Annotated in this window: 20 protein-coding genes and 1 other RNA gene; 6 read left to right on the top strand and 15 right to left on the bottom strand. The window is 71.9% G+C overall.

Annotation, left to right across the window (positions count from 1 at the left end; translation table 11 throughout):
- Positions 1–117: 117 nt before the first annotated feature.
- From ACFYO5_RS05815 to ACFYO5_RS05860, 10 genes are all read right to left on the bottom strand, one after another.
- Positions 118–2,511, bottom strand: coding sequence for a HelD family protein (locus tag ACFYO5_RS05815; RefSeq protein WP_388704559.1), 2,394 nt, complete (start codon positions 2,509–2,511; stop codon positions 118–120).
- 60 nt (positions 2,512–2,571) lie between these two features.
- A complete protein-coding gene (locus tag ACFYO5_RS05820; protein ID WP_356569537.1) occupies positions 2,572–3,402 on the bottom strand; it encodes a zf-HC2 domain-containing protein in 831 nt (276 codons plus the stop codon).
- Entirely contained in the window at positions 3,402–3,923 is a 522-nt protein-coding gene (locus ACFYO5_RS05825; protein ID WP_010039908.1) for a sigma-70 family RNA polymerase sigma factor, read from the bottom strand. The genes ACFYO5_RS05820 and ACFYO5_RS05825 overlap by 1 nt, the downstream gene beginning before the upstream one ends.
- A 342-nt stretch (positions 3,924–4,265) precedes the next feature.
- Positions 4,266–4,862 (bottom strand): CGNR zinc finger domain-containing protein, encoded by a 597-nt coding sequence (locus tag ACFYO5_RS05830; RefSeq protein ID WP_388704562.1) that lies wholly within the window; start codon positions 4,860–4,862, stop codon positions 4,266–4,268.
- Between the two features lie 271 nt (positions 4,863–5,133).
- Positions 5,134–6,318, bottom strand: a complete 1,185-nt coding sequence (locus ACFYO5_RS05835) for a uroporphyrinogen-III synthase (protein ID WP_388704565.1) — start codon at positions 6,316–6,318, stop codon at positions 5,134–5,136.
- A 100-nt stretch (positions 6,319–6,418) separates the two neighbouring features.
- Positions 6,419–7,834 (bottom strand): nitrate/nitrite transporter, encoded by a 1,416-nt coding sequence (locus ACFYO5_RS05840; protein WP_388704568.1) that lies wholly within the window; start codon positions 7,832–7,834, stop codon positions 6,419–6,421.
- 149 nt (positions 7,835–7,983) lie between these two features.
- Complete coding sequence (locus ACFYO5_RS05845; protein ID WP_388704571.1) at positions 7,984–9,213, bottom strand: acyltransferase family protein; 1,230 nt, start codon at positions 9,211–9,213, stop codon at positions 7,984–7,986.
- On the bottom strand, positions 9,210–11,294 hold the full coding sequence (locus tag ACFYO5_RS05850; RefSeq protein ID WP_388704750.1) for a bifunctional polysaccharide deacetylase/glycosyltransferase family 2 protein: 2,085 nt from the start codon (positions 11,292–11,294) through the stop codon (positions 9,210–9,212). The genes ACFYO5_RS05845 and ACFYO5_RS05850 overlap by 4 nt, the downstream gene beginning before the upstream one ends.
- A 560-nt stretch (positions 11,295–11,854) precedes the next feature.
- On the bottom strand, positions 11,855–12,733 hold the full coding sequence (locus ACFYO5_RS05855) for a translation initiation factor IF-2 (protein ID WP_388704574.1): 879 nt from the start codon (positions 12,731–12,733) through the stop codon (positions 11,855–11,857).
- A 486-nt stretch (positions 12,734–13,219) separates the two neighbouring features.
- A complete protein-coding gene (locus tag ACFYO5_RS05860) occupies positions 13,220–14,233 on the bottom strand; it encodes a LysR family transcriptional regulator (RefSeq protein ID WP_388704577.1) in 1,014 nt (337 codons plus the stop codon).
- An 83-nt stretch (positions 14,234–14,316) separates the two neighbouring features.
- On the opposite strand from ACFYO5_RS05860, the gene ACFYO5_RS05865 reads away from it, so the two are divergent.
- The 6 genes from ACFYO5_RS05865 to ACFYO5_RS05890 all read left to right on the top strand — a co-directional run bounded on the left by ACFYO5_RS05865 (position 14,317) and on the right by ACFYO5_RS05890 (position 22,185).
- Positions 14,317–15,756 carry an MFS transporter gene (locus ACFYO5_RS05865; RefSeq protein WP_388704580.1) on the top strand — a complete coding sequence of 480 codons (1,440 nt, stop codon included), beginning with the start codon at positions 14,317–14,319 and terminating at the stop codon, positions 15,754–15,756.
- 130 nt (positions 15,757–15,886) lie between these two features.
- Entirely contained in the window at positions 15,887–17,185 is a 1,299-nt protein-coding gene (locus ACFYO5_RS05870; RefSeq protein WP_388704583.1) for an ABC transporter substrate-binding protein, read from the top strand.
- Complete coding sequence (locus ACFYO5_RS05875; RefSeq protein WP_388704585.1) at positions 17,182–18,093, top strand: carbohydrate ABC transporter permease; 912 nt, start codon at positions 17,182–17,184, stop codon at positions 18,091–18,093. Before ACFYO5_RS05870 ends, ACFYO5_RS05875 begins: the two co-directional genes overlap by 4 nt.
- Positions 18,090–18,914, top strand: a complete 825-nt coding sequence (locus ACFYO5_RS05880; protein WP_356569518.1) for a carbohydrate ABC transporter permease — start codon at positions 18,090–18,092, stop codon at positions 18,912–18,914. Before ACFYO5_RS05875 ends, ACFYO5_RS05880 begins: the two co-directional genes overlap by 4 nt.
- An 11-nt stretch (positions 18,915–18,925) precedes the next feature.
- Positions 18,926–21,181, top strand: a complete 2,256-nt coding sequence (gene yicI, locus ACFYO5_RS05885) for an alpha-xylosidase (protein WP_388704588.1) — start codon at positions 18,926–18,928, stop codon at positions 21,179–21,181.
- Positions 21,175–22,185: a LacI family DNA-binding transcriptional regulator gene (locus tag ACFYO5_RS05890; protein ID WP_388704591.1), complete on the top strand. Its 1,011-nt coding sequence runs from the start codon at positions 21,175–21,177 to the stop codon at positions 22,183–22,185. Before yicI ends, ACFYO5_RS05890 begins: the two co-directional genes overlap by 7 nt.
- 86 nt (positions 22,186–22,271) lie before the next feature.
- Here ACFYO5_RS05890 and ssrA read toward each other — a convergent pair.
- From ssrA to ftsE, 5 genes are all read right to left on the bottom strand, one after another.
- Positions 22,272–22,660, bottom strand: a transfer-messenger RNA (tmRNA) gene (gene ssrA / locus ACFYO5_RS05895).
- 157 nt (positions 22,661–22,817) lie between these two features.
- On the bottom strand, positions 22,818–23,351 hold the full coding sequence (gene smpB, locus ACFYO5_RS05900; RefSeq protein ID WP_356569512.1) for an SsrA-binding protein SmpB: 534 nt from the start codon (positions 23,349–23,351) through the stop codon (positions 22,818–22,820).
- Between the two features lie 80 nt (positions 23,352–23,431).
- Positions 23,432–24,601, bottom strand: a complete 1,170-nt coding sequence (locus ACFYO5_RS05905) for a S41 family peptidase (RefSeq protein WP_388704593.1) — start codon at positions 24,599–24,601, stop codon at positions 23,432–23,434.
- A gap of 68 nt (positions 24,602–24,669) precedes the next feature.
- Entirely contained in the window at positions 24,670–25,587 is a 918-nt protein-coding gene (gene ftsX / locus ACFYO5_RS05910; RefSeq protein ID WP_356569508.1) for a permease-like cell division protein FtsX, read from the bottom strand.
- 36 nt (positions 25,588–25,623) lie between these two features.
- Positions 25,624–26,313 carry a cell division ATP-binding protein FtsE gene (gene ftsE, locus ACFYO5_RS05915; RefSeq protein ID WP_067235911.1) on the bottom strand — a complete coding sequence of 230 codons (690 nt, stop codon included), beginning with the start codon at positions 26,311–26,313 and terminating at the stop codon, positions 25,624–25,626.
- Positions 26,314–26,482 lie beyond the last annotated feature (169 nt).

Raw genomic sequence — 26,482 nt, forward strand, 5'->3', positions numbered from 1 at the left:
GATGCCGGAAGACCATTCCCGTGCGGGAAGTTCTCGGGAATCCCGTCCCCGGCGAGTCCCCGACCGGCCTCCGATCAGTGCCCGACCGGCCCCGGATCAGTTCCCGACCGGCCCCCGTCAGTCCCTCAGCAGATCGGGCAGACCGTTCTCGTCGGGTTCGTCGCGGTCCGCCGAGACGATCGTCAGCTGCTGGGTCGCCCTGGTCAGGGCCACGTACAGCACCCGCAGGCCGGCCGGGGACTCGTCGGCGATCTCGGCCGGGGAGACGACCACCGTCGCGTCGTACTCCAGGCCCTTGGCCTCCAGACTGCCGAGGGCCACGACCCGGTCGCCGAGCCCGGCGAGCCAGCGCCGGGCCTCCTCGCGGCGGTTCATGGCCACGACGACGCCGACGGTGCCGTCGACCCGGTCCAGAAGACGCCGGGCCTCCGCGCGGACGGTCCCGCCCAGGGTGTCCGCCACCGCCGTGCCGGGCGCCTTGTCCGCCGCCACGAAACGCGGGACGACCCCCGTCGACCGCACGGCGGACGGGGACTCGGCGCCGGGCATGGCCAGCGCCAGCACCTTCGCGGCCAGCTCGGCGATCTCCGCGGGATTGCGGTAGTTCACGGTGAGCCGGAAGCGACGGCGCGGGCGGCTGCCGAGCGCCTCGTCACGGGCCTGGGCCGCCTCCTCCGGGTCGGACCAGGAGGACTGGGCCGGGTCACCGACGACCGTCCAGGTGGCGTGCCGGCCGCGGCGGCCGACCATGCGCCACTGCATCGGCGTGAGGTCCTGGGCCTCGTCGACGATGACGTGCGCGTACTCGGTGCGCTCCTGGGCGAGGCGCTCGGCCCGCTCGCGCTGCGTCTCCTCGCGGACCGGCATCAGCTCGTCCAGGCCGGTGAGCTGGTCCAGCGGGTCGAGTTCGCGTCTTCTGCGGGGGCGCGCCGGGGCGCCGAGGATCGACTGCAGTTCGTCGAGCATCGCGATGTCGTGCACCGAGTGGCCCCCGCGCTTGAGCGAGCGGGCGACCTTGCGGACCTCGCCGGGGTTGAGGATCCGGCGGGCCCAGCGCCCGAGCCGGCGTTCGTCGGACATGGCGGCGAGGACCGACTTCGGGGTCAGCTCGGGCCACCAGGCGTCGAGGAACGCGATGAAGGAGTCCTCGCCCGTCACGTCCTCGTCGAAGGAGGAGCGCAGCTCGGCGGCCAGTTCGGGGTCGCTGTGCCGGCCGGACGCGCCGGAGCGTTCCCACAGGGCGTCCAGGAGGAGCTTGCGGGCGCGGGGGCGCAGCAGGTTCACCGGCGCGGTGCCGCTGAGGGCGCTCTCCCGGATCCGGCCGAGGGCGGCGGCCTCCAGTTCCAGCCGCCGCCCGAAGGCGACGACGCGGAGCCGGTCGGGCGGACCGGCGGGGACGGCCGGCCGGCCGTCGTCGTCCTCCCCGAACGCGAGCTGTCCGGTCGGCTCACCGGGCCGTCCCACTTCGAGCGCCCCGCGCGCCGCCTTCCGCAGCACCTTCAGCATGCGGTACGACCCCTTGGCGCGGGCCACCGCCGGGGAGTCGTACAGGGTGGCCTCGATGCCGTCGACGAGGGAGCCGATGGCGCGGATCGCGACCTGGCCCTCCTCACCGAGGGAGGGCAGGACGCCCTCGGTGTACGCCACCAGCAGCGGGGTCGGGGAGACGATCAGGATGCCGCCCGCGTACCGGCGCCGGTCCTGGTAGAGGAGGTACGCGGCCCGGTGCAGGGCGACGGCGGTCTTGCCGGTGCCGGGGCCGCCCTCGACGTAGGTGACGGAGGCGGCGGGGGCACGGATGACCATGTCCTGCTCGGCCTGGATGGAGGCGACGATGTCGCGCATGGTGTGGCTGCGGGCCTGGCCGAGGGCGGCCATGAGGGCGCCGTCGCCGATGACGGGCAGCTCCCGGCCGTCGAGGCGGGCCGTCAGCTGGGGGCGCATCAGGTCGTCCTCGACGCCGAGGACGCGGCGCCCCTTGGACCGGATGACCCGGCGGCGGACGACCCGGCCGGGATCGACCGGTGTGGAGCGGTAGAACGGCGCGGCGGCCGGCGCCCGCCAGTCGATGACCAGCGGGGCGTACTCCTCGTCGAGGACCCCGATGCGTCCGATGTGGAGCGTCTCGGCGATGTCGGCGGTGTTGTCGGCGCGGATCGCGCCCTCGGCGGGCTCCACGGCGGTGTAGGCGCCGTCGGGTCCCTTCTTGCCGTCCTTGCCGGGGAGGAGGTCGATCCGGCCGAAGAGGAAGTCCTCGAACTCGTTGTTGAGGCGGTTGAGGTGGACCCCCGCCCGGAACACCTGCGCGTCCCGCTCGGCCAGGGCGCCGGGCGTGCCGACCTGGCCGCGGCGGGCCGCGTCGTGCATGAGGAACTCGGCCTCGTGGATCTTCTCCTCGAGGCGCCGGTACACCCGGTCCAGGTGTTGTTGTTCGACGCTGATCTCACGGTCACGAACTGAGTGGTCCTGAACCGAGTCGACCGCGGATTCCTGCTGAGCCTGAGCGGCCACCGGGCCCCCTTCTGACGTGCTGGGCAGCCGTCAACCGTACGCGAAGGGGGCCCCTGGAAGCTACGGCGCGTCGACCTGGACGAGCTTCTTTCCGTCGAAGGTCATGACCTCGAAGTGGTCGATCTCGTTCGGGGTGAACGCGGCGCCGCCCTGGACGTAGAGCGGGTTCTTGGCCTGATCGGTCTTGGCATTGGGCAGGCCGTAGCCCCATGACGGGACGGACCAGGACGAGATGGTCTCCCGTTCGCCGTTCTTGCCGACGGCGATGAGCGAGCACTTGTTGGGGCCCGCCACGTTCTTCAGTTCGACCACGGCCTCGGTGCCCCAGGCCTTCTCGCCCATGGCGACGGTCGCGGTGACCTTGGTGCCCGGGTCGGTGCCGGTGACCTTGTCGGAGAGCGTCTCGAAGGCCGACTTCGCGGGGCTCACGCCCGCCTCGATGCCGGTGCCGCCGCTGTCGTCGCCACCGCCGGCCGCCACGGCCACGAGCGGTCCGCCGATGACCAGCGCGACGCCGGCGGCGATCATGTAGAGGCTGCGCCGGCGCTTCTGGGCGCGGCGGTCGGACACCTCGACGACGAGCTTCTCGACCAGTCGCGGGCCCGGCTTCGCGGACAGGGACTCACCGATCGCGGGGGTCCCGGCGCCGGGCAGGTCCGCGAGCGCGGCCAGCATCGGCTCCATCCCGGCGAGTTCGTCGAGCTGCTGGGCGCACCACTCGCACCCGGCGAGATGCGCCTCGAAAGCGGTTGCCTCGGCGTCGTCGAGAATCCCGAGGGCGTAGGCGCCCACGGTCTCGTGTTCGCTCGGGCTCGGAGATCCCTGCATAGATCCCTGCATGGGGCCAGACATACCCGAACCACCCGTTCCGAATCCCCCGTAAACACTCATCACGCCGTCACCCCCCGCTCCTCGAGAGCCAGCTTCATCGACCGCAGGGCGTAGAAGACCCGTGAGCGCACGGTGCCGCTGGGTATGCCCAGCGTCTCGGCCGCCTCGTTGACGGTACGCCCCTTGAAATACGTCTCGACGAGCACCTCCCGGTGGGCCGGGGTCAGGTCGTCGAGAGCGTCCGACAGCGTCATCAGCCACAGCGCCTTGTCGATCTCGTCCTCCGCGGGGATGACCTCCAGCGGCGACGGGTCGACCTCCTGCGGCCGGGCCTGCCGGCTGCGGTGGCCGTCGATGACGATGCGACGCGCGACCGTCACCAGCCAGGGGCGTACCGATCCGGTCGCCCGGTTGAGCTGACCGGCGTTCTTCCAGGCACGGATGAGCGTCTCCTGCACGACGTCCTCGGCGCGCTGCCGGTCACCGGCAACCAGTCTCAGGACATAGGCGAGCAGGGGTCCGGCATGCTCCCGATACAGAGCACGCATCAGCTCCTCATCAGGCTCCGAGGGCTGGGACATGCGATGTCGGGCCCTCGATCCACGTTCATTGGCCACGGCCGCATCCTTGCGCACGCCCACCTCCGGTGTCCGGGGGTTCCCCCGAGTCGGTCGCTCCCCCACCGGTACGGATGCGGTCCGGAGAGTGTTCAAACCGGAGGGACAGATTTCCGCGAGTCGACGTGACAAGAGGAACATGGAGGCACATTCCCGTCCCTTTTTCTTTACATTTCCCCCACAGCCGGGAAGTCGCGGCGCCCTGCCCGGCGATGGGCGAAGGTAAACGGCGTGTAAGCGAAATCACGTCGACCGTGGGGTCACGAACACCCCATAGCGGACAGCCCACTTGCCGCACGGCACCGCTCAGGCGCGCGCGAGCGCCGCGCGCCGGCGGTGTCGGGCGACCCGTTCGCGGTTCCCGCAGACCTCGCTGGAGCACCAGCGCCGACGCCGCCCGCGGGACGTGTCGACGTACACGATCGGGCAGTTGTCCCCCGCGCACTGCCGCAGGGCCGCCCGCGCGAGGGGATCGGTGAGCAGCTCCACCGCGTCCCGCGCGACCACCGCGAGCAGCGCCGCGCACTCCGGGTCCCCGTCCAACTCCCGCACCAGAGCGCCGTCCGGCGCGCGTACGGCGCGGGGGGCCGGGGGTGCGGTACGGGCGACGGCGTTGACGTGCGCGAGCGCGGGGCCGTGCACCGGCCGGGCCTCGCCGGTGAGCCACCCGGACACCAACCGGCGGACGCTGCCGCGCAGTTCCCGGAAGGCGGGCGGCCAGGTGGGGCGGGCGTGGGACAGCGGGGTACCGGGCGGCACGAGACCGGACCCGTGGATCCAGGCACACAACGGCGGGAGGGAGTCGAGGCGTTCGAGGGGGTGGGCGGTGGCGAGAAGGTCCAGGCAGATCCGCCCGGCGTCGAAGCGGAGGTCGTAGGGGGGAGTGCCCGTGCCCAGTGCCATGTGCCTGTCACCACCGAGGAAAGGCTGCGAGGGGGAAGCGTCGCCTTTCACAGTGGCGGGTGGGGGCGGTTCGCGGAAACCCCCTGGACGGGGCCGTCTTCCGGCCTGACCGGGACCCTTCCCGGTGCCGGGCCCGCGCCTGCCGGCCCGTCCGGCGTTCGAGGAGGAGGCCGCTCGGGCCGGGGGCGGGGGCGGGGGCCGGTCCGGGGGCGGCAGCCCCGCGACGTCCGCACGGACCCCGGCTCACCCGTCACCCGTCAGCCGTCACCCCTCAGCCGTCGGCGTACTTCTCGTCGGCCGCGGGGTCCAGCGCCAGCCGGTACCCCCGTTTCACGACCGTCTGGATCAGCTTCGGCGCCCCCAGCGCGGTCCGCAGCCGTGCCATCGCCGTCTCGACGGCGTGCTCGTCCTTCCCCGTGCCGGGCAGCGCCCGCAGCAGCTCGGCGCGCGGCACCACCCAGCCCGGCCGCCGTGACAGCGCCCGCAGCAGGGACATCCCGGCCGGCGGTACGGGCCGGAGGGAGCCGTCGACCAGAACGGCGTGGCCCCGGATCTCCACCCGGTGCCCGGCGACGGGCAGTGCGCGGGCCCGGCCCGGCAGTTCCTTGCACAGCAGCTGCACCAGCGGTCCGAGCCGGAACCGCTCGGGCGAGACGGTGTCCACCCCGCGCGCCTGGAGGGGCAGCGCGGTGACGGGGCCGACGCAGGCGGGCAGCACGTCGTGGTGCAGGGCGGCGAGCAGCTCCGGCAGCAGCCCGCGCTCCTCGGCGCGGGTCAGCAGCGAGGCCGCGGCCGGCGCGCTGGTGAAGGTCACCGCGTCCAGTCCACGCGAGACGGCGGCGTCCAGCAGCCGGTCGACGGGCGAGATGTCCTCCGGCGGCATCCACCGGTACACGGGCACGCCCACGACCTCCGCTCCCCCGACCCGCAGCGCCTCCACGAAGCCGGGCAGCGGTTCACCGTGCAGCTGGACGGCGATGCGGCGGCCCTCGACGCCCTCCTCCAGGAGCCGGTCGAGGACCTCGGCCATCGACTCGCTGGCCGGTGACCACTCCTCGGTGAGCCCGGCGGCGCGGATCGCGCCCTTGACCTTCGGCCCGCGGGCGAGCAGTTCGACGCCGCCGAGCCGGGCGATCAGCTGCTCGCCGAGCCCCCAGCCGTCGGCGGCCTCCACCCAGCCCCGGAAGCCGATGGCGGTGGTGGCCACCACGACGTCGGGCGCCTGGTCGAGGAGGTCCTTGGTGGCGGCGAGGAGTTCGCCGTCGTCGGCGAGCGGCACGATCCGCAGCGCGGGCGCGTGCAGCACCGCCGCCCCGCGCCGCTGGAGCAGCACTCCCAGCTCGTCGGCGCGGCGCGCGGCGGTCACCCCCACCGTGAAGCCGGCGAGGGGCCCGTGCTGCTCGGCGGCCTGGCCGTCCGGGGTGTGGTCCGGTCGCTGCTGTTGCTGCTCGTACATCACTCTCGTCCCGCAGTGGAGTCGTATGGCCCTACATGCCGAGCGAGCCTGCCAAGGGTGCGTGACAGGCTCGGTTCGGCTTCGTGTCGCCAGTGTTACGTCATACCTCGGCGTAGCTGAGCTGCGGCTTCGCCTCGGATGCGGTGCCGGAGGCGGTGATGCGCCCGGCCGGGCGGCGAAGGTATACGGCCCAGGTGACCAGGAAGCAGACGCCGTAGAAGGCGAGGAAGGCGACGAAGGCGCCGGTGCCGGTGCCGTAGGAGAGGAAGGACTGCCGGAAGGCGAGGTTGATGCCGACGCCGCCCAGCGCGCCGACGGCTCCGATGAGGCCCATGGAGGCGCCGGAGAGCCGGCGTCCGTAGGCGGCCGCCTCCTCGCCGACGAGTCCCTTCGCGACGGCCTTCGTCTGGAAGATGCCGGGGATCATCTTGTACGTCGACCCGTTGCCGAGCCCCGTGAGGACGAAGAGGACGACGAAGACGCAGACGAACAGCGGCAGCGACTTCCGCATGCTGGCGAAGACCAGGAGGGCGGTGGCGGCGGCCATGCCGACGTAGTTGTAGAGGGTGATGCGGGCCCCGCCGTACCGGTCGGCGAGCCAGCCCCCGACGGGGCGGATGAGGGAGCCGAGGAGCGGGCCGATGAAGGTGAGGTAGGCGGCCTGGAGCGGCGTACGGCCGAACTGGTTGGTGAGCACCTGGCCGAAGGCGAAGGAGTATCCGATGAACGACCCGAACGTGCCGACGTAGAGGAAGGCCATGATCCAGGTGTGGGCGTCCTTCGCGGCGTCGACGGCGGCGCCGGTGTCGTTCTTCACGGACGCCAGGTTGTCCATGTACAGCGCGGCGAGGGACGCGGCGACGATGATCAGCGGGATGTAGATCCCGAGCAGCACGCGCGGGCCGCCGCCGGCGCCGATGACGGCGAGGGCGATCAGCTGGATCACCGGCACGCCGATGTTGCCGCCGCCGGCGTTGAGGCCGAGCGCCCAGCCCTTCTTGCGGAGCGGGAAGAAGGCGTTGATGTTGGTCATCGAGGAGGCGAAGTTGCCGCCGCCGACGCCGGCCAGCAGGCCCACCAGGAGGAAGGTGTTGAACGAGGTGCCCGGCTCCATCACCGTGAACGCGGCGGTCGCGGGGATGAGCAGCATGGCGGCGGAGATGATCGTCCAGTTCCGGCCGCCGAACACCGCGACGGCGAAGGTGTACGGCACCCGGACGACGGCGCCGACGAGGGTCACCACGGAGGTGAGCAGGAACTTGTCGGCGGGGGTGAGGCCGTACTCCGGGCCCATGAAGAGCACCAGCACCGACCACAGGGTCCAGATCGAGAAGCCGATGTGCTCGGAGAGGACGGAGAAGAGGAGGTTGCGCCGGGCGATCTTCTCGCCCTTGGCGTTCCAGAAGGCCTCGTTCTCCGGGTCCCACTCCTCGATCCAGCGGCTCCTCTTCTTCGAGGGGGCCGAGGCGGCGTTCGGGTCGGTCGGGGGTGCGGGGGCTGTACCAGGGGCTGTCATTGACGCCTCCACGTGCTCCGGGGCTCGGGTGTTTCGCGGGGATGAGCGGTGATGAGTCCCGAAGGTAGGGAGGGCGCGTTTCCGGCCTGTGGCTGTGGGTGACCGGAAGGGAACGTTGCTCTCACCTCGCGCGAGGGCGGGATGAGAGGTCAGGCCCGATGGGCTCCCGGGCGTCCGTCCGGCCAGATCCTCGGGCGTCGTCCCGCCGCCAGGTCCTCCACCCAGCCGAAACAGACGACGCAGCCCGCGGTGAGCAGCCAGACGGCCGGCAGCTGGGGCCAGGGGCTCACCAGGATCCAGTGGGCATCCGTCTCCAGGAGGCCGATGCTCCACAGGTGGTCCCAGAGCGACTCCACGACCACGATGCACACGTTGTGCCAGAGGTAGATCGTCACGGCCCGTGAGTTGAGCAGGGTGATCGGACGGTCCCAGCGGCGCAGCCGGCGGGGCCACTCCCGCCAGGCGGGGCTGAGGTGCAGGAGGAGGAGGACGGCGGCGAAGGACCACAGGGACTGCGCGAACGGCATGTCGTCGAGGTCGTGGCCCTCCCTGAGGTCCTGTGCGACGGCGTACCAGAGGCCGATGCACGCCACCACCGGCGCGAGGGAGGGGACGACGTACCGCGGCAGCCGGCGCAGGACGCCCTCCTGGTGGGCCATGCCCAGCAGCCAGCACGCGCCGAACGCGCCGACGTCGCTGAGCGCGGCCTCCAGCCGCCAGCCGGGGACGGTGAACGCGCCGAACTCCAGGGCCGCCGACAGCGCGACCGGCGAGAGCACCGTCGGCCAGGGCGCGGCCCGCAGGGCGCGCAGCAGCAGCGGGGACAGCAGCACGAACCAGAGGTAGGCGCGCAGATACCACAGGGGTACGCCGACGGCGACCGCCCAGTCCGCGCCGATCAGCCCCTGGACGCCGGGCAGCCCCTCGCCGTACGGCGGGTCGCTCAGCGGGAGGATCCAGAAGGCGAGGTGGAGCCACCACCAGACGGGGTGGCCCTCCTCGTCCGGGCCCCAGCCGCCCAGCAGCATGCCGGTGACGCCCACCGCGCCCAGCAGCCACAGGGGCGGCAGGAGGCGGCGGAGCCGGCCGCGGACGACGTCGATCGCGGGTCGGCGGCGCAGGGAGCGGGCCATGAGGTTGCCGGCCAGGGCGAACATCACGCCCATGGAGGGGAAGACGACGGGCAGCCAGGCCCAGCCCATGAGGTGGTAGAAGACGACGCGGAAGAGGGCGACGGCGCGCAGGAGATCGAAGTAGCGGTCACGGGAGGCCGGTTTCCGCTGTACCTCCCGTCCCTCCTCCACCTCGCGGGACGCCTCCGTCCCCCGGCCGGCCTCGGGAGGCGTCCGGGTCGGAAGGCCGAAGGGGTGCGTGCTCATCGGGCCGCCTCCTCGCGCACGGCGGGCCGTGGTTCCTCGGCGGGCGGGGCCGCCACCTGGCCCATCCGGCGGAGTTTCTGCCAGCGCAGCCGGCCGCCGGTGAGGGCCGTGATCCAGGACTGGAGCAGGACGATGTACATCAGCTGGCGGTAGAGGAGCTGTTGCAGGGGCAGGGAGATCAGCGGGGTCAGCCGCTCCCGGTCCAGGACGAACGCGTACGCCGCGCACGCCGCCTGGACGGCCAGGACGGCGAACCAGGCGGCGATGGTCCTGCCCGTCGGGCCGAACAACAGTCCGTAGACCAGGAACAGGTCGATCAGGGGCGCCAGCAGCGGGGCCACCACCATGAACAGGGAGACCAGGGGCAGGCCGACCCGGCCGAAGCGGCCCGACGGACCCCTCTCCAGCAGGGCGCGGCGGTGCTTCCAGATCGCCTGCATGGTGCCGTAGCACCAGCGGTAGCGCTGGGACCACAGCTGCTGCACCGACTCGGGCGCCTCCGTCCAGGCGCGGGCCTTCTCCGCGTACACGACCCGCCAGCCGTCGCGGTGCAGCGCCATGGTGATGTCGGTGTCCTCGGCAAGCGTGTCGTCGCTCATGCCGCCGACCCGGTCGAGGGCGGTGCGGCGGAAGGCGCCGACCGCGCCGGGGATCGTCGGCATGCAGCGCAGGACGTCGTACATACGGCGGTCGAGGTTGAAGCCCATCACGTACTCGATGTGCTGCCAGGCGCCGATCAGGGTGTCCTTGTTGCCGACCTTGGCGTTGCCTGCGACGGCGCCGACGCGCGGATCGGCGAAGGGCTGCACCAACTCCCGCACGGTGGACGGCTCGAAGACGGTGTCGCCGTCCATCATCACGATGAGGTCGTGCCGGGCGTTGGCGATGCCCCGGTTGAGGGCGGCCGGTTTGCCGGCGTTGAGCTGGCGGACCACGCGGACGCCGGGCAGGCCCAGGTCCTCGACGATGCGGGCGGTGCCGTCGCTGGAGCCGTCGTCGACGACGAGGATCTCGACGGGGTGGTCGCTCCTGACCAGCGAACGGACCGTGCTCTCGATGCACTTGGCCTCGTTGTACGCCGGGACCAGCACCGACACCGGCTCGGTGACCGGCGCGTCGGGGCCCCACACGAAGTCGGGGCGGCGGGTGCGCCGGGTGTGGACGGCGGACAGCAGCAGCATCAGGCCGAAGCGGGCGAAGACCAGGAAGCCGATGACGGCGAGGCCGACGACGAGCACGCCGGTGAGGTCGTCGGCGGCCGTCACCAGGGCGGTCCAGGCGCGGCCCTTCCACAGGCCGAGGCCGGTGACCCTGGTGTGCGCGCTGGGCGCTTCGAGGGCCTCGGTGAGGTTCTCGAACGTGTAGCCCTGCCGCGCCAGCCGGGGCAGGTAGGTGTCGAGCGCCCGGACCGTCTGGCTGCGGTCGCCGCCGGAGTCGTGCATCAGGACGATGGCGCCCCGGCCGTCGGTGGGCGTGGAGTTGCGGATGATCTGCGCGACGCCCGGCCTGCGCCAGTCCTCGCTGTCGTCGCCGGTCAGGACGGTGAGGTAGCCGCGGCTGCCGACGTACTGGGTCACCGGCCAGGTGTTGTTGTCGAGGGCGGAGGCGGTGGAGGAGTACGGCGGGCGGAAGAGGGAGGTGCGGATGCCCGCGGCGCCGGTGAGGGCGAGCTGGTTCTGGGTCAGCTCCCAGTCCATGCGCCTTTTCGACTGGTAGGAGAGATCGGGGTGGTTGAAGCTGTGCAGCCCGATCTCGTGGCCCTCGTCGACCATGCGCCGCACCAGGTCCGGGTAGCGGCTGGCCATCGTCCCGGTGATGAAGAAGACGGCGTGCGCGTGGTGCTTCTCCAGGACGTCGAGGACCTGCGGGGTCCAGCGGGGGTCGGGGCCGTCGTCGAAGGTGAGGACGATCCGGTGGTCCGGTACGTCGAGGCTGGTGGCCTGTCCGCCGCGGGTGTCGACGACGGGGCCGCCGTCCAGGATCTCCTGCGGCACCCGGTCGGCGGCGGCGTCGGGGCGGACGCGGTAGTCGGCGAGGACCTCGCTGTGCACGTAGCCGCGCAGCAGGAGCATCGCCATCATCGCGAACAGCACGACCAGGGGCAGCAGATGGCGCAGCCGCAGGGGCGGCCGCAGGCGCCTGCGGGCGGCGCCGGCCGGGGTGTCGCCTCCGGCCGGGGTCCGGCCGGGTGCCGGTATCCGGCGGCCGCGCGGCCGGCTCCGGCCGGAACGGTGTCCGGCCGCGGGCGGCCGCGGTGCGCCGCCCTGTTCGCCGTCGTCCGACGCGGACGGGGCCGGACCGTGGGAGGGGCGGGCGGGGTGTCCGGCGGACCGTCGGGTCGTGTGCCGGCTGCTGCGTGGAGCCATGAGGGACGTTCTTTCGGGGACGAGGACGGGCCGGCCGGGCGCCGGGCGGGGAGGGTGGCCGATGGTGCGGTGGGCGCGCCGGAGGAGGGTGGCGCCGGGTCCGACGGCCGTACGGGTGCGTCGGCGGGGTCGGTGCCGCGCGGGCGGGCGTCGACGGGCGTTCGGGGCGGGGCCTCGGGCCGGCCGTCGCCGGGTGCGGCGAGGAGCGGACGGCGTGGCGGATCGGCCGGCCGTTCCGCGGGTGCGCGGAGACGGCCGGCGAGGCCGGACGGGGGTCAGACGTTCGCGCCGGAGACCACGGCCGGATCGGACGCCTGATCGGCACCGGATGACGAGGCCGACGTCGACGACGAGGCGGGCGACGCGGGCGAGGCGGAGGACGGGGACGGGCCCGGCTCGGGCGGGGAACCGGTGCCGGGGTCGGCACCCGAGGCCGCGGCGGTACCGGTCTCTTCACCCGAGCCCGAGCCCGAGCCCGAGCCGGACCCCGACCCCGACCCCGAGCCCGGTTCCGACCCTGTGACCACGGGATCCACCGCACCTCCCGCCACATCGGTGCCCGCGCCTCCCCCCGGGGAGGGCGAGGGCGGCGGGGTGGGCTCCGCGCTGACCGGCGGGGGCGGCGGGGGCGGCGAAGGGGACGCGGCCTGGCTGCTGGGCGCGGGGGCCGGCGGCGCGCTGGTGAGGACCGGGCTGGGCCGGGCGGAGTCGCTGGGCAGGGCCCGCGGCAGGCCGGCGGCGGACCCGCTCGGCAGCACGGCGGCGCTGCCGGAGGCGCGGGGCGCCGCGCCCTTGCCCGACGGGAGCGACGCGGGCGCGGATGCGGGGTGGCCGGGGTGGCCGGGCGCCGCGAAGCCGGGCGGGGTCGGGGTGAGCGAGGAGCCGGTTTCGTCCGAGATGTCGACCTGGGCGGCCGGCTCGTCGTCCTTCTGGCCCGGCACCGGCAGCCAGGGCGCGCCCGCGTTCCCGGACAGGAGGGTGGCGACGATGACGACGGCGTAGGCGGCGCAGCCGAGTCCGACGGCGATGCCGATCCGCCGGAAGGTGCGGCTGCGGCGGCCGGACTCGTCGACGAACACCGGTGCGTCGGAGGCGTCCGGGCCGTCGGCGCGCGCGCCCGGCTCCCGGTGCGGGGAGTCGAGCTGGACGGTCACCTCGTCGGGGTCGTTGCCCTCCGACCGCGGGCCGGGGAGGAGGAGGGACGCTTCGCCGGTCTCCTCCCAGGGGTCCCGGAGTCCGCCGCTCGAGCGTTCGTTTTCGGAAAGGCTGTTCGAGGACGGCGGCTTGCCGTTTCGCCCGGGATCGTCCTGATCCGCGAGTGCCGCCGCAGCCGCTCCACTGCCCCCGGCGGCACCGGCGTCCGGGAGCACGTCCGGGGCGCGGTCGCCCGATCCGCCCCTCACGGGCTGCCGTAAGCCGTCGGGAAACGCCTGGGCGTCTCCTTCCACGGCCGGTACGTTTCCGGTCGGCGATGCCGCTTCCGGCCACTCCGGTTGGGCATCTTCCCGCCAATTCTTCACGTGCGCGTTTCCCCCCACGGGACACCACGGATCGGTTTCTGGGTGCGTCTGAGACGGCGAGCACATGCCGACGGAACCGGGCCCCCACCCGGTCAGCGCACCCCCGATGACCCAGCGTGCTCAGGGCGACGAATCTAGCGCAGCCGTGACGCCGATGTGTGTGATGTCTCTTTTATGGGTACTCGCCATGTTCATGTCTATGGCTGGAATCCATCCCTTGACGGGAGGCTCCAACCAGCCCTCTGCGAACCCGAGTTCGACCGCCGCCCGACGCAGGACATCGAGCGCCGGATGGACCAGCCCCTTTCGCCACACCAACGACACGGGGGACAGCGGCACCGGGTCGACAAGCGGCCGCAGCACCGCTCCAGGCATGGCCGGAAAACCTACTACCGCGAGGATGGGAGAGGGCTCCTTGGCCATGATCCGCCGGAACTCCTCCTCCCCCACGGCGAGCGGGACGGGCGGCGCGATCTCGATGCCGCGTCCCTCGAACAGGAGTCGGGCCAGGTCGGTCCACTCCGGGGTCCGCGGATTGCCCGCGCCCGCGTACACCCGCTCCCCGGCCAGCGCGGACAGCGGCACCTCCGCCGCCGACGCCAGCGGATGGCCCTCGGGCAGCAGGACCGCCATCGGCTCGTAGCGCACGAGCTGGTGGTCGAGCCGGGCCCGCAGCGCCGGATCCAGCCCCGCGTACCGGCCGAAGGACGCGTCGAGCCGGCCCGCGACGATCTCCACGGCCGCGCCGGTCAGACCGCTCTCGAAGCGGGCCATCAGCTCGTGCTCCGGGGCGAGTTCACGGGCCCGGTGCAGCACCCTGCGGCCGGTGGCCAGCCCAGGGGAGTTGAGGTCGACCAGCAGCGCGCGGGCCGGACCGAACGCGGCGCGCAGGTCGTCCAGCGCGCGGAGCACCTCGCGCGCGTGGGGCACCAGCCGTTCGCCGTCGGCCGTCAGCGTCACCTGCCGGGTGGTCCGCAGGAACAGCTCGGCACCCAGCTCGCGCTCCAGCCGCCGCACGTCCCGGCTGAGGGCCTGCTGGGCGACGTAGAGGCGGGCCGCGGCGCGGGTGAAGTGGAGTTCCTCGGCGACGGCGAGGAAGGCGCGCAGCAGACGGGGGTCGAGGTGAGCGGGCATCCGGCGAATTTACAACGGGGGTGCGTGAATCGGCTCCGAACAGGTGTTGGACCCGTTGATCGGCCGCGGGCGACGGTGGGGCCATGCCGCAGCCGAACCCCTACCGCCGCCTCTTCGCCGTCCCCGGCGCCCGCGCCTTCACCGCGGGGAACCTCATGGCCCGCCTGCCCATGGGCATGTTCAGCGTGAGCGCGGTCGTGATGATCGCCGGCACGCGCGGTTCATACGCCCTCGCCGGTGCCGTCACCGCGACCGGGCTCGCCGCGACCGCGCTGGTCGCGCCCTGGATCGCGCGGCTCGTCGACCGGTACGGGCAGGCCCGGATCGCCGTACCGGCCACGCTGCTCGCGGTGCTCGGCAGCCTCGCGCTGGAGCTGTGCGTGCGCGGCGGCGCCCCGGACTGGACCCTGTTCGCCGCGTACGCCGCCACCGCGACCACACCCAACACCGGCGGCATGTCCCGCGCCCGATGGAGCCATCTGCTCCAGGGCGACCCGGCCGCACTGCACACCGCGAACTCCTTCGAACAGGCCGCCGACGAGCTGTGTTTCATGCTGGGACCGGTCCTCGCGGCCTTCCTGTGCGGCACGTTCTTCCCGGAGGCCGGCACGCTGGCCGGGGCCGTGCTGCTGGTGACCGGGATCCTGGTGTTCGCCGCCCAGCGCGCGACCGAGCCGCCGCCCCGTCCCCGTACGGCGGCCGGGTCGTCGCCGCTGCGCGCGCCCGGCGTCGCCCCGCTCCTGGTCTGCTGTCTGGCGCTGGGGGCGGTCTTCGGGGCGACGGAGGTCGTGACGATCGCGTTCGCGGAGGCGCGGGGGCACGCCGCGGCGGCGGGCGTGGTGCTCGCGCTCCAGGCGGCGGGATCGTGCGCGGCGGGACTGGCGTTCGGGGCGCTGCGGCCGACGGGGCCGGCCGCGCGGCGGCATCCGTGGAGCGTGGCCGCGATGACCGTCCTGCTGACGCTGCCCCTGTTCGCGGCGGCCGTCGCCGGTTCGCTGCCGTTGCTGGCCGGGGCGCTGCTGGTGGCGGGGGTGGCGACCGCGCCGACGATGGTCACCACGATGGCGCTGGTCCAGGAGCGCACTCCTGAGGGCCGCCTCAACGAGGGCATGACCCTGGCCGTGACGGGGCTGCTCGGCGGCATCGCCTGCGGCAGCGCGGCCGGCGGCTGGGTCACCGACCACGTGTCCCCGCAGGCGGGCTACGGGATACCAGTGCTCGCGGCGGGGACGGCCCTGCTGATCTCCTTGACGGCGGTCCGGGGGGCCTCACGGGAGACGCCGGGTCCGCAGACGCCGGGTGCCGATGCGCCCGATCCGGAGACGCCCGCTTCGGACACGCTGGGTGCCGAGACGCCCGGACCGCAGACGCCCGCTTCGGACACGCTGGGTGCCGAGACGCCCGGACCGCAGACGCCCGGTCCCGAAACGCCCGGACCGCAGACGCCCAGTTCCGAGACGCCCGGTCCCGACACCCCCGGACCGGCCCGTCCGGCCCCGGCCGAATCCCGTACGCCCCATTGACGTGCCCACGGCAGACACCTACCTTCGCCCGTCGAAGCGCTTCGACGTCACGCATCGAACGGGTTCGACGCACCCCGCGTGACGAGAGTTCCTGCCCGAGAGAACCATCCGACTCCCCCGGAGGCACAGGATGTTGACGGCACGAAGGCGTGTGGTGGCGAGTGCGGCGGCGGTCCTCGCGGGGGCGCTGACGCTGGCCTCCTGCGGCGGCTCCGACGGCGGCGGCTCCGCCGACGCCAGGACGCTGCGGTTGTGGCACTACGAGGCGCCGAACAGCGCGATGGGTGTCGCCTGGACGGAGGCGATCAAGGAGTTCGAGGCCCGGCACCCGGGCGTGGAGGTGAAGTTCGAGGAGAAGGGTTTCGACCAGATCCAGAAGACCGCCCCCATGGTCCTGAACTCCTCCGACGCCCCCGACCTGATGGAGTACAACAAGGGCAACGCCACGGCCGGCCTGCTCTCCCAGCAAGGGCTGCTCACCGATCTGTCCGCCGAGGCCACGAAGCGCGGCTGGGACAAGCTGCTCAGCCCGGGGGTGCGCACCACCAGCCAGTACGACAAGAGCGGCGTGATGGGCTCCGGCAACTGGTACGGGGTGCCCAACTACGCCGAGTACGCGATGGTGTACTTCAACAAGGACCTGTTCGCGAAGTACCGGCTGTCCGAACCGAAGACCTTCGACGACCTGGTCGCGGCGATGGACACCTTCGTCGGGAACGACATCACCCCGCTCGCCAACTCCGGCGCCGAGTACCTCGCCCAGCAGTACGTCTACCAGCTCGCCCTCTCCAAGGCCGACCGCGCCTGGGTCGACTCGTACGAGCTGTACAAGGGCGAGGCCGACTTCCACGACGCGGCCTGGACATACGCCGCCGAGACCTTCGCCGACTGGGTGGAGAAGGGCTACATCGCGAAGAGTTCCACCAGCGCCAAGGCCGAGGACGCCGGTGTCTCCTTCCTCCGGGGCAAGGCGCCGATCCTGTTCTCCGGCAGCTGGTGGTACGGCCGCTTCCAGGACGAGGCGGCCTTCGACTGGGGCACCACCCTGTGGCCGGACACCCGGCTCACGCCGGGCTCCGGGGGCAACCTCTGGGTCGTCCCCAAGAACGCGAAGAACAAGGACCTCGCCTACGACTTCATCGACATCACCCTGTCGAAGAAGATCCAGAACCTGCTCGGCAACAAGGGCGGCGTCCCGGTCGCGGCGGACGCCGCCGCCGTCACCGATCCGAGGGCCAAGCAGCTCATCACCCAGTTCGACACCGTGTCCGACCGCGACGGCCTCGCCTTCTACCCCGACTGGCCGGTCCCCGGCTTCTACGACGTCCTCGTCTCCCAGACACAGAGACTCCTCACCGGCAGCACCGATCCGGACGCCTACCTGGACGCGTTGCAGGAGGCGTACGACAAGGGCGTGCCGAAGCGATGAAGGCGCCCGGCACCCGTGACTCGTACGCCCTGTTCCTGCTCCCCGGCGCCCTGGCCTTCCTCGCCGTCGTCGTCGTCCCGTTCCTGATGAACACGGGCGTGAGCTTCACCGACTGGCAGGGGGTGGGCGCCCCCGAGTGGTCCGGTCTCGCCAACTACCGCGCCCTGACGGACGATGCCGAGTTCTGGGAGTCCTTCCGGCACAGCCTCCTCATGGTCGTCGCGATGGCGGCGGTCCCCACCGCCCTCGGACTGGTCCTGGCGGCCGCCCTGTTCGACCACGTCGGCAAGGACTTCGGTCCCCGGACCGCCGCCGTGCTGCGGGCCTGCTTCTACCTCCCCCAGGTGCTGCCCGTCGCGGTAGCCGGCATCGTCTGGAGCTGGATCCTCGCCCCGGACGACGGCTCCCTCAACGAGCTGCTGAAGGCCGTCGGGCTCGGCGGCCTCCGGCAGGACTGGCTCGGCGACCCCGACCTCGCCCTGTACAGCGTGATGGGCGTGATGGTGTGGGTGCAGCTCGGCTTCCCGCTGGTCGTCTTCATGGCCGGCCTCCAGCGGGTCGACCCGCACCTGTACGAGGCGGCCGAGCTGGACGGGGCGGGCTGGTGGCGCCGCTTCGCGCACATCACGCTCCCGCAGATCCGCCCGGAGATCCACGTCGTGCTGACGTGGTGCACGATCGCCGCGCTGAAGGTGTTCGGCGCGGTGTACGTCCTGACGAAGGGCGGTCCGGGCGGAGCGACGAACGTGCCGTCCTACTTCTCCTTCACCATGTTCTTCGAGAAGACCCAGGCCGGCTACGGTGCCGCGATCTCCACCGTGCTGACCGTGATCATCCTCGTCCTCTCGCTGGCCGGTCTGAAGCTCCAGACCCGTGCCGAGGACGCCGAGGAAGGGGTGCGCGCATGAGGAGGGCCCTACGCCGCTACCCCGTCCTGGTGGCCCTGTGCCTGGCCGCCCTCTTCATGATCGTGCCGTTCCTGATCGTCGCGGTGAACGCGGTCAAGTCCCCGGCGGAGTACTCCCGCGGCGGCCCGCTCAGCCTCCCGGACGGCCTCTACCTGGACGGTCTGAAGGACTTCTGGGAGCGCGTCGACTACAGCCGAAAGCTCGTCAACTCGGTGGTGATCAGCGGCTCGGTGGCGGTCCTCGCGGTCGTCCTGTCGGTGCTGAACGCGTACGCGATCGGCATCGGCCGGATCAGGGGCCGCACCTGGCTGCTGGCCTTCTTCGTCCTGGCGAACATGCTGCCGCAGGAGGCGCTGGTCTACCCCGTCTACTACCTCGCCAAGCAGGTCGGCCTGTACGACACCCGGCTCAGCGTGATCATCGTGTTCACCGTCGTCCAGGCGGCGTTCGGCACGTACCTGCTGTCGTCGGTGCTGGGCCGGTTCCCCCGCGAGATCATCGAGGCCGCGCGAATCGACGGCGCGGACAAGTGGCAGGTGCTGTGGCGGATCGTCGTGCCCGTGAGCCGCCCGACGCTGGGCGTCCTGATGGTCTTCTTCTTCCTCTGGACCTGGAACGAGTTCCTGCTCCCGCTGGTCATGCTGGTCTCCAACGACAACCAGACGGTGTCGGTGGCCCTCGGCGTCCTCCAGGGCCAGCGCCTGATGGACGCCACGATGACCAACGCCGCCGCCCTCCTCGGCATCCTCCCGGCCCTCGTCTTCTTCCTCGTGTTCCAGCGGACGCTCACCCGCGGCATCGCGGTCGGAGCCGTGAAGTAAGGACCCCCCACGTGAAGTTCACCGATGGTTACTGGCTGCTGCGCGAGGGCGTCACAGCCGCCCACCCCGCCCAGGTCCTCGACGTCACCGACGCGGACGGCGCCCTGGAGATCCATGCCCCCACCCGCCCCATCCGCTCGCGCGGCGACCTCATGACGGGACCGGTCCTGACGATCAGAGCGCACACCCCGATGCCCGACGTCGTCGGGGTCACCCTGACCCACCTCACCGGCGAGCGGTCCCGCGAGCCCGCCTTCGGCCTCACCGGCGCCGGCACCACCCCGCGGATCTCCCACGACGACCGGTCCGCGACCCTCACCTCCGGGGCCCTGTCGGTGCGGGTCTCCCGCTCCGGGCCCTGGCGGGTCGAGTTCCTCGCCCACGGCCGGGCACTGACCTCCAGCGGCCCGAAGGGCCTCGGCATCCTGCGGGACGCGACCGGCGCCCACTATCTGCGCGAACAGCTCGACCTGGGCGTCGGCACCAGCGTCTACGGCCTCGGCGAGCGGTTCGGCCCGCTGGTCAGGAACGGCCAGGCCGTCGACGTCTGGAACGCCGACGGCGGCACGGCCACCGAACAGGCCTACAAGAACGTGCCGTTCTACCTCACGGACGCCGGCTACGGCGTCTTCGTCGACCACCCCGGCAAGGTCTCCTTCGAGGTCGGCTCGGAGACCGTGTCGCGGGTGCAGTTCAGCGCCGAGACCCAGGAGCTGACGTACTACGTCATCCACGGCCCCACACCGAAGGAGATCCTCCGCAAGTACACCGCCCTCACCGGCCGCCCGGCCCTGCCGCCCGCCTGGTCCTTCGGCCTGTGGCTGTCGACCTCCTTCACCACCTCCTACGACGAGGAGACGGTCACCTCCTTCATCGAGGGCATGCGGGAACGCGAACTGCCGCTGTCCGTCTTCCACTTCGACTGCTTCTGGATGCGGGAGCACCAGTGGTGCGACTTCACGTGGGACCCGCGGGTGTTCCCCGATCCGGAGGGGATGCTCGCCCGGCTGAAGGCGAAGGACCTGCGCGTCTGCGTGTGGATCAACCCCTACATCGGCCAGCGCTCCCCGCTGTTCGCGGAGGGCAAGGCCCTCGGACACCTCCTGAGACGCCCGGACGGCGGCGTCTGGCAGTGGGACCTGTGGCAGCCGGGCATGGCGCTCGTCGACTTCACCAGCCCCGCCGCCCGCGACTGGTACGCGGCCAAGCTGGAGGCGCTGCTCGCGCAGGGCGTCGACTGCTTCAAGACCGACTTCGGCGAGCGGGTGCCCCTCGACGTGGAGTGGTCCGACGGCTCCGACCCGGAACGGATGCACAACTACTACACGTACCTCTACAACCGGACCGTCTTCGACGTGCTGCGCAAGCACCGCGGCGAGGGCGAGGCCGTGGTCTTCGGGCGGTCGGCGACGGCCGGCAGCCAGCAGTTCCCGGTGCACTGGGGCGGCGACTGCGAGGCGACCTACGCCTCCATGGCGGAGTCGCTGCGCGGCGGGCTGTCCCTCGGCCTGTCCGGGTTCGGCTTCTGGAGCCACGACATCGGCGGATTCGAGGGCACCCCGACGCCCGCCCTGTTCAAGCGGTGGCTGGCCTTCGGGCTGCTCTCCTCGCACAGCAGGCTGCACGGCAGCTCGTCGTACCGGGTTCCGTGGCTGTTCGACGAGGAGTCGGTGGACGTGCTGCGGCACTTCACCCGGCTGAAGCTGAGCCTCATGCCCTACCTGTACGAGGCCGCGCGCGTGGCCCACGAGGAGGGCACGCCGGTCATGCGCGCCATGCTCCTGGAGTTCCCCGACGACCCCGGCTGCGCCCACCTGGAACGGCAGTACATGCTCGGCCCCGACCTGCTGGTGGCACCGGTCTTCAGCGACGAGGGGGACGTCACCTACTACGTGCCCGAGGGCGACTGGACCCACTACCTCACCGGGCGGACGGTGACCGGGCCGCGCTGGGTGCGCGAGCGGCACGACGTGATGAGCGTGCCGCTGCTGGTCCGGCCGGGCGCGGTGCTCGCGGTGGGCGCGCACGCCGACCGGCCCGACTACGCGCACGCCGACGGGGTCACCCTGCGGGCCTACGGTCTGCGGCGGGGCGCGCAGGTGACGGTGCGGGTCGGCGAGGCCGTCTTCACCGTGGTCCGCGAGGGAGACACCCTGCGGGCCTCCGCCGGTGATCCGTCGGCCCCGTGGGCACTGGCGGCCGGGGACCGGCTGGCGAACGCCGGGGCGGGCACCGGGTTCCTCACCCTGGAGCTGGACCGATGGTGAAGATCACCGATGTGGCCCGGCGCGCCGGGGTCTCCCCCAGCACCGTGTCGTACGCCCTCAGCCGCAAGCGTCCGATCTCCGAGGAGACCAGGCGGCGCGTCGAGGCGGCCATCCGCGAGCTGGGCTACCGTCCGCACGCGGGCGCCCGCGCCCTGGCCAGCAGCCGCTCCAACGTGCTGGCGCTGGTGGTGCCGCTGCGGTCCGGCATGCATGTCCCGGTCGTCATGCAGTTCGCGGTGTCGGTGGTGACGGCCGCCCGGCGCCACGACCACGACGTACTGCTGCTCACGCAGGAGGAGGGCGAGGACGGACTGCGCAGGGTCGCGGACACCGCGCTGGTGGACGCCCTGATCCTGATGGACGTGCAGCTCCGCGACCCCAGGCTGCCGCTCCTGCGCTCCCTGGATCTGCCGTCCGTGATGATCGGGTTCCCCTCCGAGGCGGTGGGCCTGACCTGCATCGATCTGGACTTCCGGGCGGCCGGCGAGGCCTGCGTGGAGCATCTGGCGGCGCTCGGGCACCGGGTGGTGGCGCTCGTCGGGTCGCCGCCGGAGGTGTATGTGCGGGGCACGGCGTTCGCGCAGCGGGTGGTGCAGGGTTTCACGGCGGCCGCGGACCGGGCCGGGCTCGCCTCCGCCGTGCACCCCTGCGAGGCCACGCCCGCCGCCGCCCGCCGGGTCGCCGAACAGCTCCTGCGGGAGCAGCCCGCGCTGACCGGGGTGGTCGTCCACAACGAGGCGGTCCTGGAACCACTGGTCGACGCCTTCGAGCAGCTGGGCCTGCGCGTCCCCGGCGATCTGTCGGTCACCGCGATCTGCCCCGACGAACTCGCCGAGAGCCTGCGAGTGCCCGTCACCTCCATCTCCCTGCCGTCCGCGGAGGTGGGCACGCGGGCGGTGGAGCTGCTGATGACGAAGCTGGCGGGCACCGAGGTGCCGGAGGCGACCCTGCTGCCGCCCCGTCTGACGGAACGGTCCAGCACGGGACCGCGCGCTCTCGCGTGACGGACGACGGACGACGGAGAAATCCGTGGCGGACGACAGAAAACCCCGCCTCCCTGAGGGGGGCGGGGTTCTCTCTTCACATGGGGTGGTGGAGATGGCGGGAATCGAACCCGCGTCCAACGGTGCAGAATCAGGGCTTCTCCGTGTGCAGTTCGCTGCGATTTTCTCGGCCCCGGCGATCACGCGAACAAGTCGCCGACGGGCCCAGTCACTGTTTGGTTTCCCATCGAACCCCGTGACCGGGCTCGATGGTTTAGTCCCCTAGATTATGCCAGGATCCGGGTCGGGAACACTCCCGGGCTGACACCCATTAAGGGTCCTTCACTCACTGCTTATTAGGCAGCGAGGGCGAAGGACTGGGAATCGCTCTTGGAATTGGCGATTATTTTTTGCGACATATGGTTAACGAGATCATTGCCGCTTCCTCGACACGCTTCCCCTGCTTCAACAGCCGCTGTCGAAACCGATCATCCCCATGTTGTTTTTTCAATGCCCCCGAGGGGGCGGCTCGTCCCCGCTGTGGAGGACTGTCGCCATCGTACGTGACCAACGCGCCACGATGCCAGCCTATTCCCGTCGGCCGGCCGGCCCCGGCCTTGCCGGGCCGCCACGGTCCGCCACTCGGCCGCCCGCTACTCGGCCGCCCGCTGCTTCCGCTTGACCGCCGCGATGGCGCGGTCCGACTCCCGCCGGTCCTGCTTCTCCCGCAGCGTCTGCCGCTTGTCGTACTCCTTCTTGCCTCGGGCCAGGGCGATCTCGGCCTTCGCCCGGCCGTCCTTGAAGTACAGGACGAGCGGCACGATCGTGTGGCCCGTCTCCTCGGACTTCGAGGCCAGCTTGTCGATCTCCTCGCGGTGCAGCAGCAGCTTGCGCTTGCGGCGCGCGGAGTGGTTGGTCCAGCTGCCCTGGCTGTACTCCGGGATGTGGGCGTTGTGCAGCCACGCCTCGTTCCCGTCGATCTGCACGAAGCCGTCGGCCAGTGAGGCACGGCCCTGGCGCAGCGACTTCACCTCGGTGCCGGTGAGCACGAGACCGGCCTCGTACACGTCGATGATCGCGTAGTCGTGCCGGGCCTTCTTGTTCTGCGCGACGATCTTGCGCTGGCCCTTGGTCTGGTCCGCGGCCGGCTTGCCCTGCTTCGGCTGGGACTCCTTGGGTACGTACATTGCCTTGTTCATAGTCCGGCCATTTTCGCACCTGCGGGGGGCCTGAGGGAAAGCCGATTACCAGGGGCGGGACCGGACGCTCAGGACGCGTCCCCGAGACCGCTCAGCACGGCCTCGGACCGCTCCAGCGCCCCGTCGTCCGCCTCCAGGTCGGGGGTGACACCGGTGCCGTCGACGGTCCGCCCGGACGGGGTGCGGTAGTGGCCGACGGTCAGCTCGGCGACCGACCCGTCGGGCAGCCGGCTCGGCATCTGCACCGAGCCCTTGCCGAAGGTGCGGGAGCCGACGACGACCGCCCGGCCGCGGTCCCGCAGGGCGCCGGTGAGCAGCTCGGCCGCGCTCATGGTGCCGCCGTCGACGAGCGCCACCAGGGGGCGCGTGGTGTCGCCGCCGGAGTCGGCGTGCAGGGCGTGCTGCTCGCCGTCGACGTCGTAGGTGGCGACGAGGCCGCCGTCGAGGAAGGCGGAGGCGGTGGAGACGGCCTCGGTGACCAGGCCGCCGGAGTTGCCGCGCAGGTCCAGCACGATGCCGGCGCCGGCCGGGGCCGTGCCGACGGCGGTGCGGACGGCGGTGCCGACGCCCTTGGTGAACGCGGTGATCCTGATGACGGTGACGCCCTCGGCGAGGGTGCGCACCGTGACCGAGTCGGTGGACAGGCGGGCCCGGCGCAGCGTCTGGGTCCAGGCGCGGGTGCCGCGCTCCAGGCCGAGGCGGACGGTGGTGCCGGCGGGCGCGTCCGTCGCGTCACCGCGCAGTAAGGAGACGACGTCGGTGACCGGACGGCCGTCGACGGCGCGGCCGTCGACGGCGCGCAGCCGGTCGCCCGCGCGGATCCCGGCGGCGGCCGCCGGCGACCCCGCCTGCACCCTGGTGACCTCGATCCGGCCGTCCCGCTCCCGCCGCGCCTCCAGGCCGACGCCGGTGTACTGGCCGTCGAGGGACTCCGCGAACTCCTCGTACTCGTCCTCGGAGTACACCGCCGCCCAGCGGTCCCCGCTGCGGCTGACGGCGCGCTCGGCGGCCTCCAGGGGCGATTTCCCGTCGGCCATCGCTTCCTCGGCGGCCCTGGTCACGGCCTCGGGAGAGGTGGTGCGTTCGGTGGCGCGGGCCGCTCCGGACGCGGTCTTCGCCTCGTCGTCGGGCAGCGAGCCGGTCGCCGCGCCCGCGACCAGCACGCTCGCGAACACCAAGGTCAGGGCGGCCCCGCGGCCGAAGCGGCGGGGCGAACAGAGCGGGTCGCGGCCTGACATGGCGGTGAGTCTAGGGGAACGCGCAGGGGCCGTACGGTCGCTTGACCGTACGACCCCCTTGGCATGCGTCACACCTTCAGGTACTTGCGCAGCGCGAAGAACGCCGCAAGCGCGGGCATCAGCAGGCTGGTGGCGAGGATCAGCGGAAGCTTGGTCAGAACGGCGTCCCAGCCGATGAAGTTGATCAGGTTGAGCTTCTCGGACAGGGCCAGGCCGTTGTCGATGATGAAGTACCGGGCGAGCACCAGGAATCCGCACGCGACCCCGCCGCCGATGAGCCCGGCGACCGCGGCCTCCGCGATGAACGGCGCCTGGATGTAGAAGCCCGAGGCGCCGACCAGGCGCATGATCCCGGTTTCCCGCCGCCGGCTGAACGCCGAGACGCGCACGGTGTTGACGATGAGCATCAGCGCCACCACCAGCATCAGTGCCATCACCGCCCGCGCCGCCCAGTTCATGCCGTTGAGCAGCCCGAAGAGGTTGTCGAGGATGCCCTTCTGGTCCTGCACCGACTGCACACCGTCCCGCCCGTCGAAGGCGGTCGCGATGACCTCGTACTTCTGCGGGTCCTTCAGCTTGATCCGGTACGACTCCTGCATCTGGTCCGGTGTGAGCGAACTGGCCAGCGGGGAGTCGCCGAACTGCTCCTTGTAGTGCTTGTAGGCGTCGTCCTGCGACTCGTAGCTCACCGAGTCGACGACCGACATCTTGCCGAGGTCGGACTTGATCTGCTTCTTCTGGTCCTCGGTCACCGCGCCCTTGGCGCAGTTGGGGTCCGACTCGGCGTCGCTCTTGTTGCAGAGGAAGATCGAGACGTTGACCTTGTCGTACCAGTAGCCCTTCATCGTGTTGACCTGGTCGCTCATCAGGAGCGACCCGCCGAACAGGGCGAGCGACAGGGCGACGGAGACGACGACGGCGAACGTCATCGTCAGATTGCGACGGAGACCGACACCGATCTCGGACAGTACGAACTGGGCGCGCATGGCGGGTTGTTCAAGCCTTTCCGTGGACGGTCGCGGTCAGTGCTGGTAGCCGTAGACGCCGCGGGCCTGGTCGCGGACGAGACGGCCCTTCTCCAGCTCGATGACGCGCTTGCGCATCTGGTCCACGATGTTCTGGTCGTGCGTCGCCATCACCACGGTCGTGCCCGTCCGGTTGATCCGGTCGAGCAGCTTCATGATGCCGACGGAGGTCTGCGGGTCGAGGTTGCCGGTGGGCTCGTCGGCGATCAGCAGCTTGGGCCGGTTCACGAAGGCGCGCGCGATGGCCACCCGCTGCTGTTCACCGCCGGACAGCTCACCCGGCATCCGGTCCTCCTTGCCGCCCAGCCCGACGAGGTCGAGCACCTGCGGCACGGACTTGCGGATCTCACCGCGGGACTTGCCGATCACCTCCTGCGCGAAGGCGACGTTCTCGGCGACCGTCTTGTTGGGCAGCAGCCGGAAGTCCTGGAAGACCGTCCCCAACTGGCGGCGCATCTGCGGCACCTTCCAGTTGGACAGGCGCGCGAGGTCCTTGCCCAGCACGTGCACCTGACCGTGACTGCACCGCTCCTCACGGAGGACCAGCCGCAGGAAGGTGGACTTCCCGGAGCCGGAGGACCCCACGAGGAACACGAACTCGCCCTTCTCCACTTCCAGGGACACATCCCTGAGTGCGGGGCGGGTCTGCTTGGGGTAGACCTTGGAGACATTGTCGAATCGGATCACGGATGCACCACGGGTCGCCGGGGGTAGATGAGCGTGACCATACGCGAACCGGGGAGGCGTGCGCAGGCAGCGGTCACGGTTGGGTGCGGCTTGTGCGTTTTTGTGCGTCCACCACCGTGTGAGGCAGCTCCTGCCGGGACCCCGCGCTGAATCCCGCGGAACCTGGCAG

Origin of the sequence: Streptomyces sp. NPDC006259 (assembly GCF_042870975.1) — a bacterium.
Classification (GTDB): domain Bacteria; phylum Actinomycetota; class Actinomycetes; order Streptomycetales; family Streptomycetaceae; genus Streptomyces.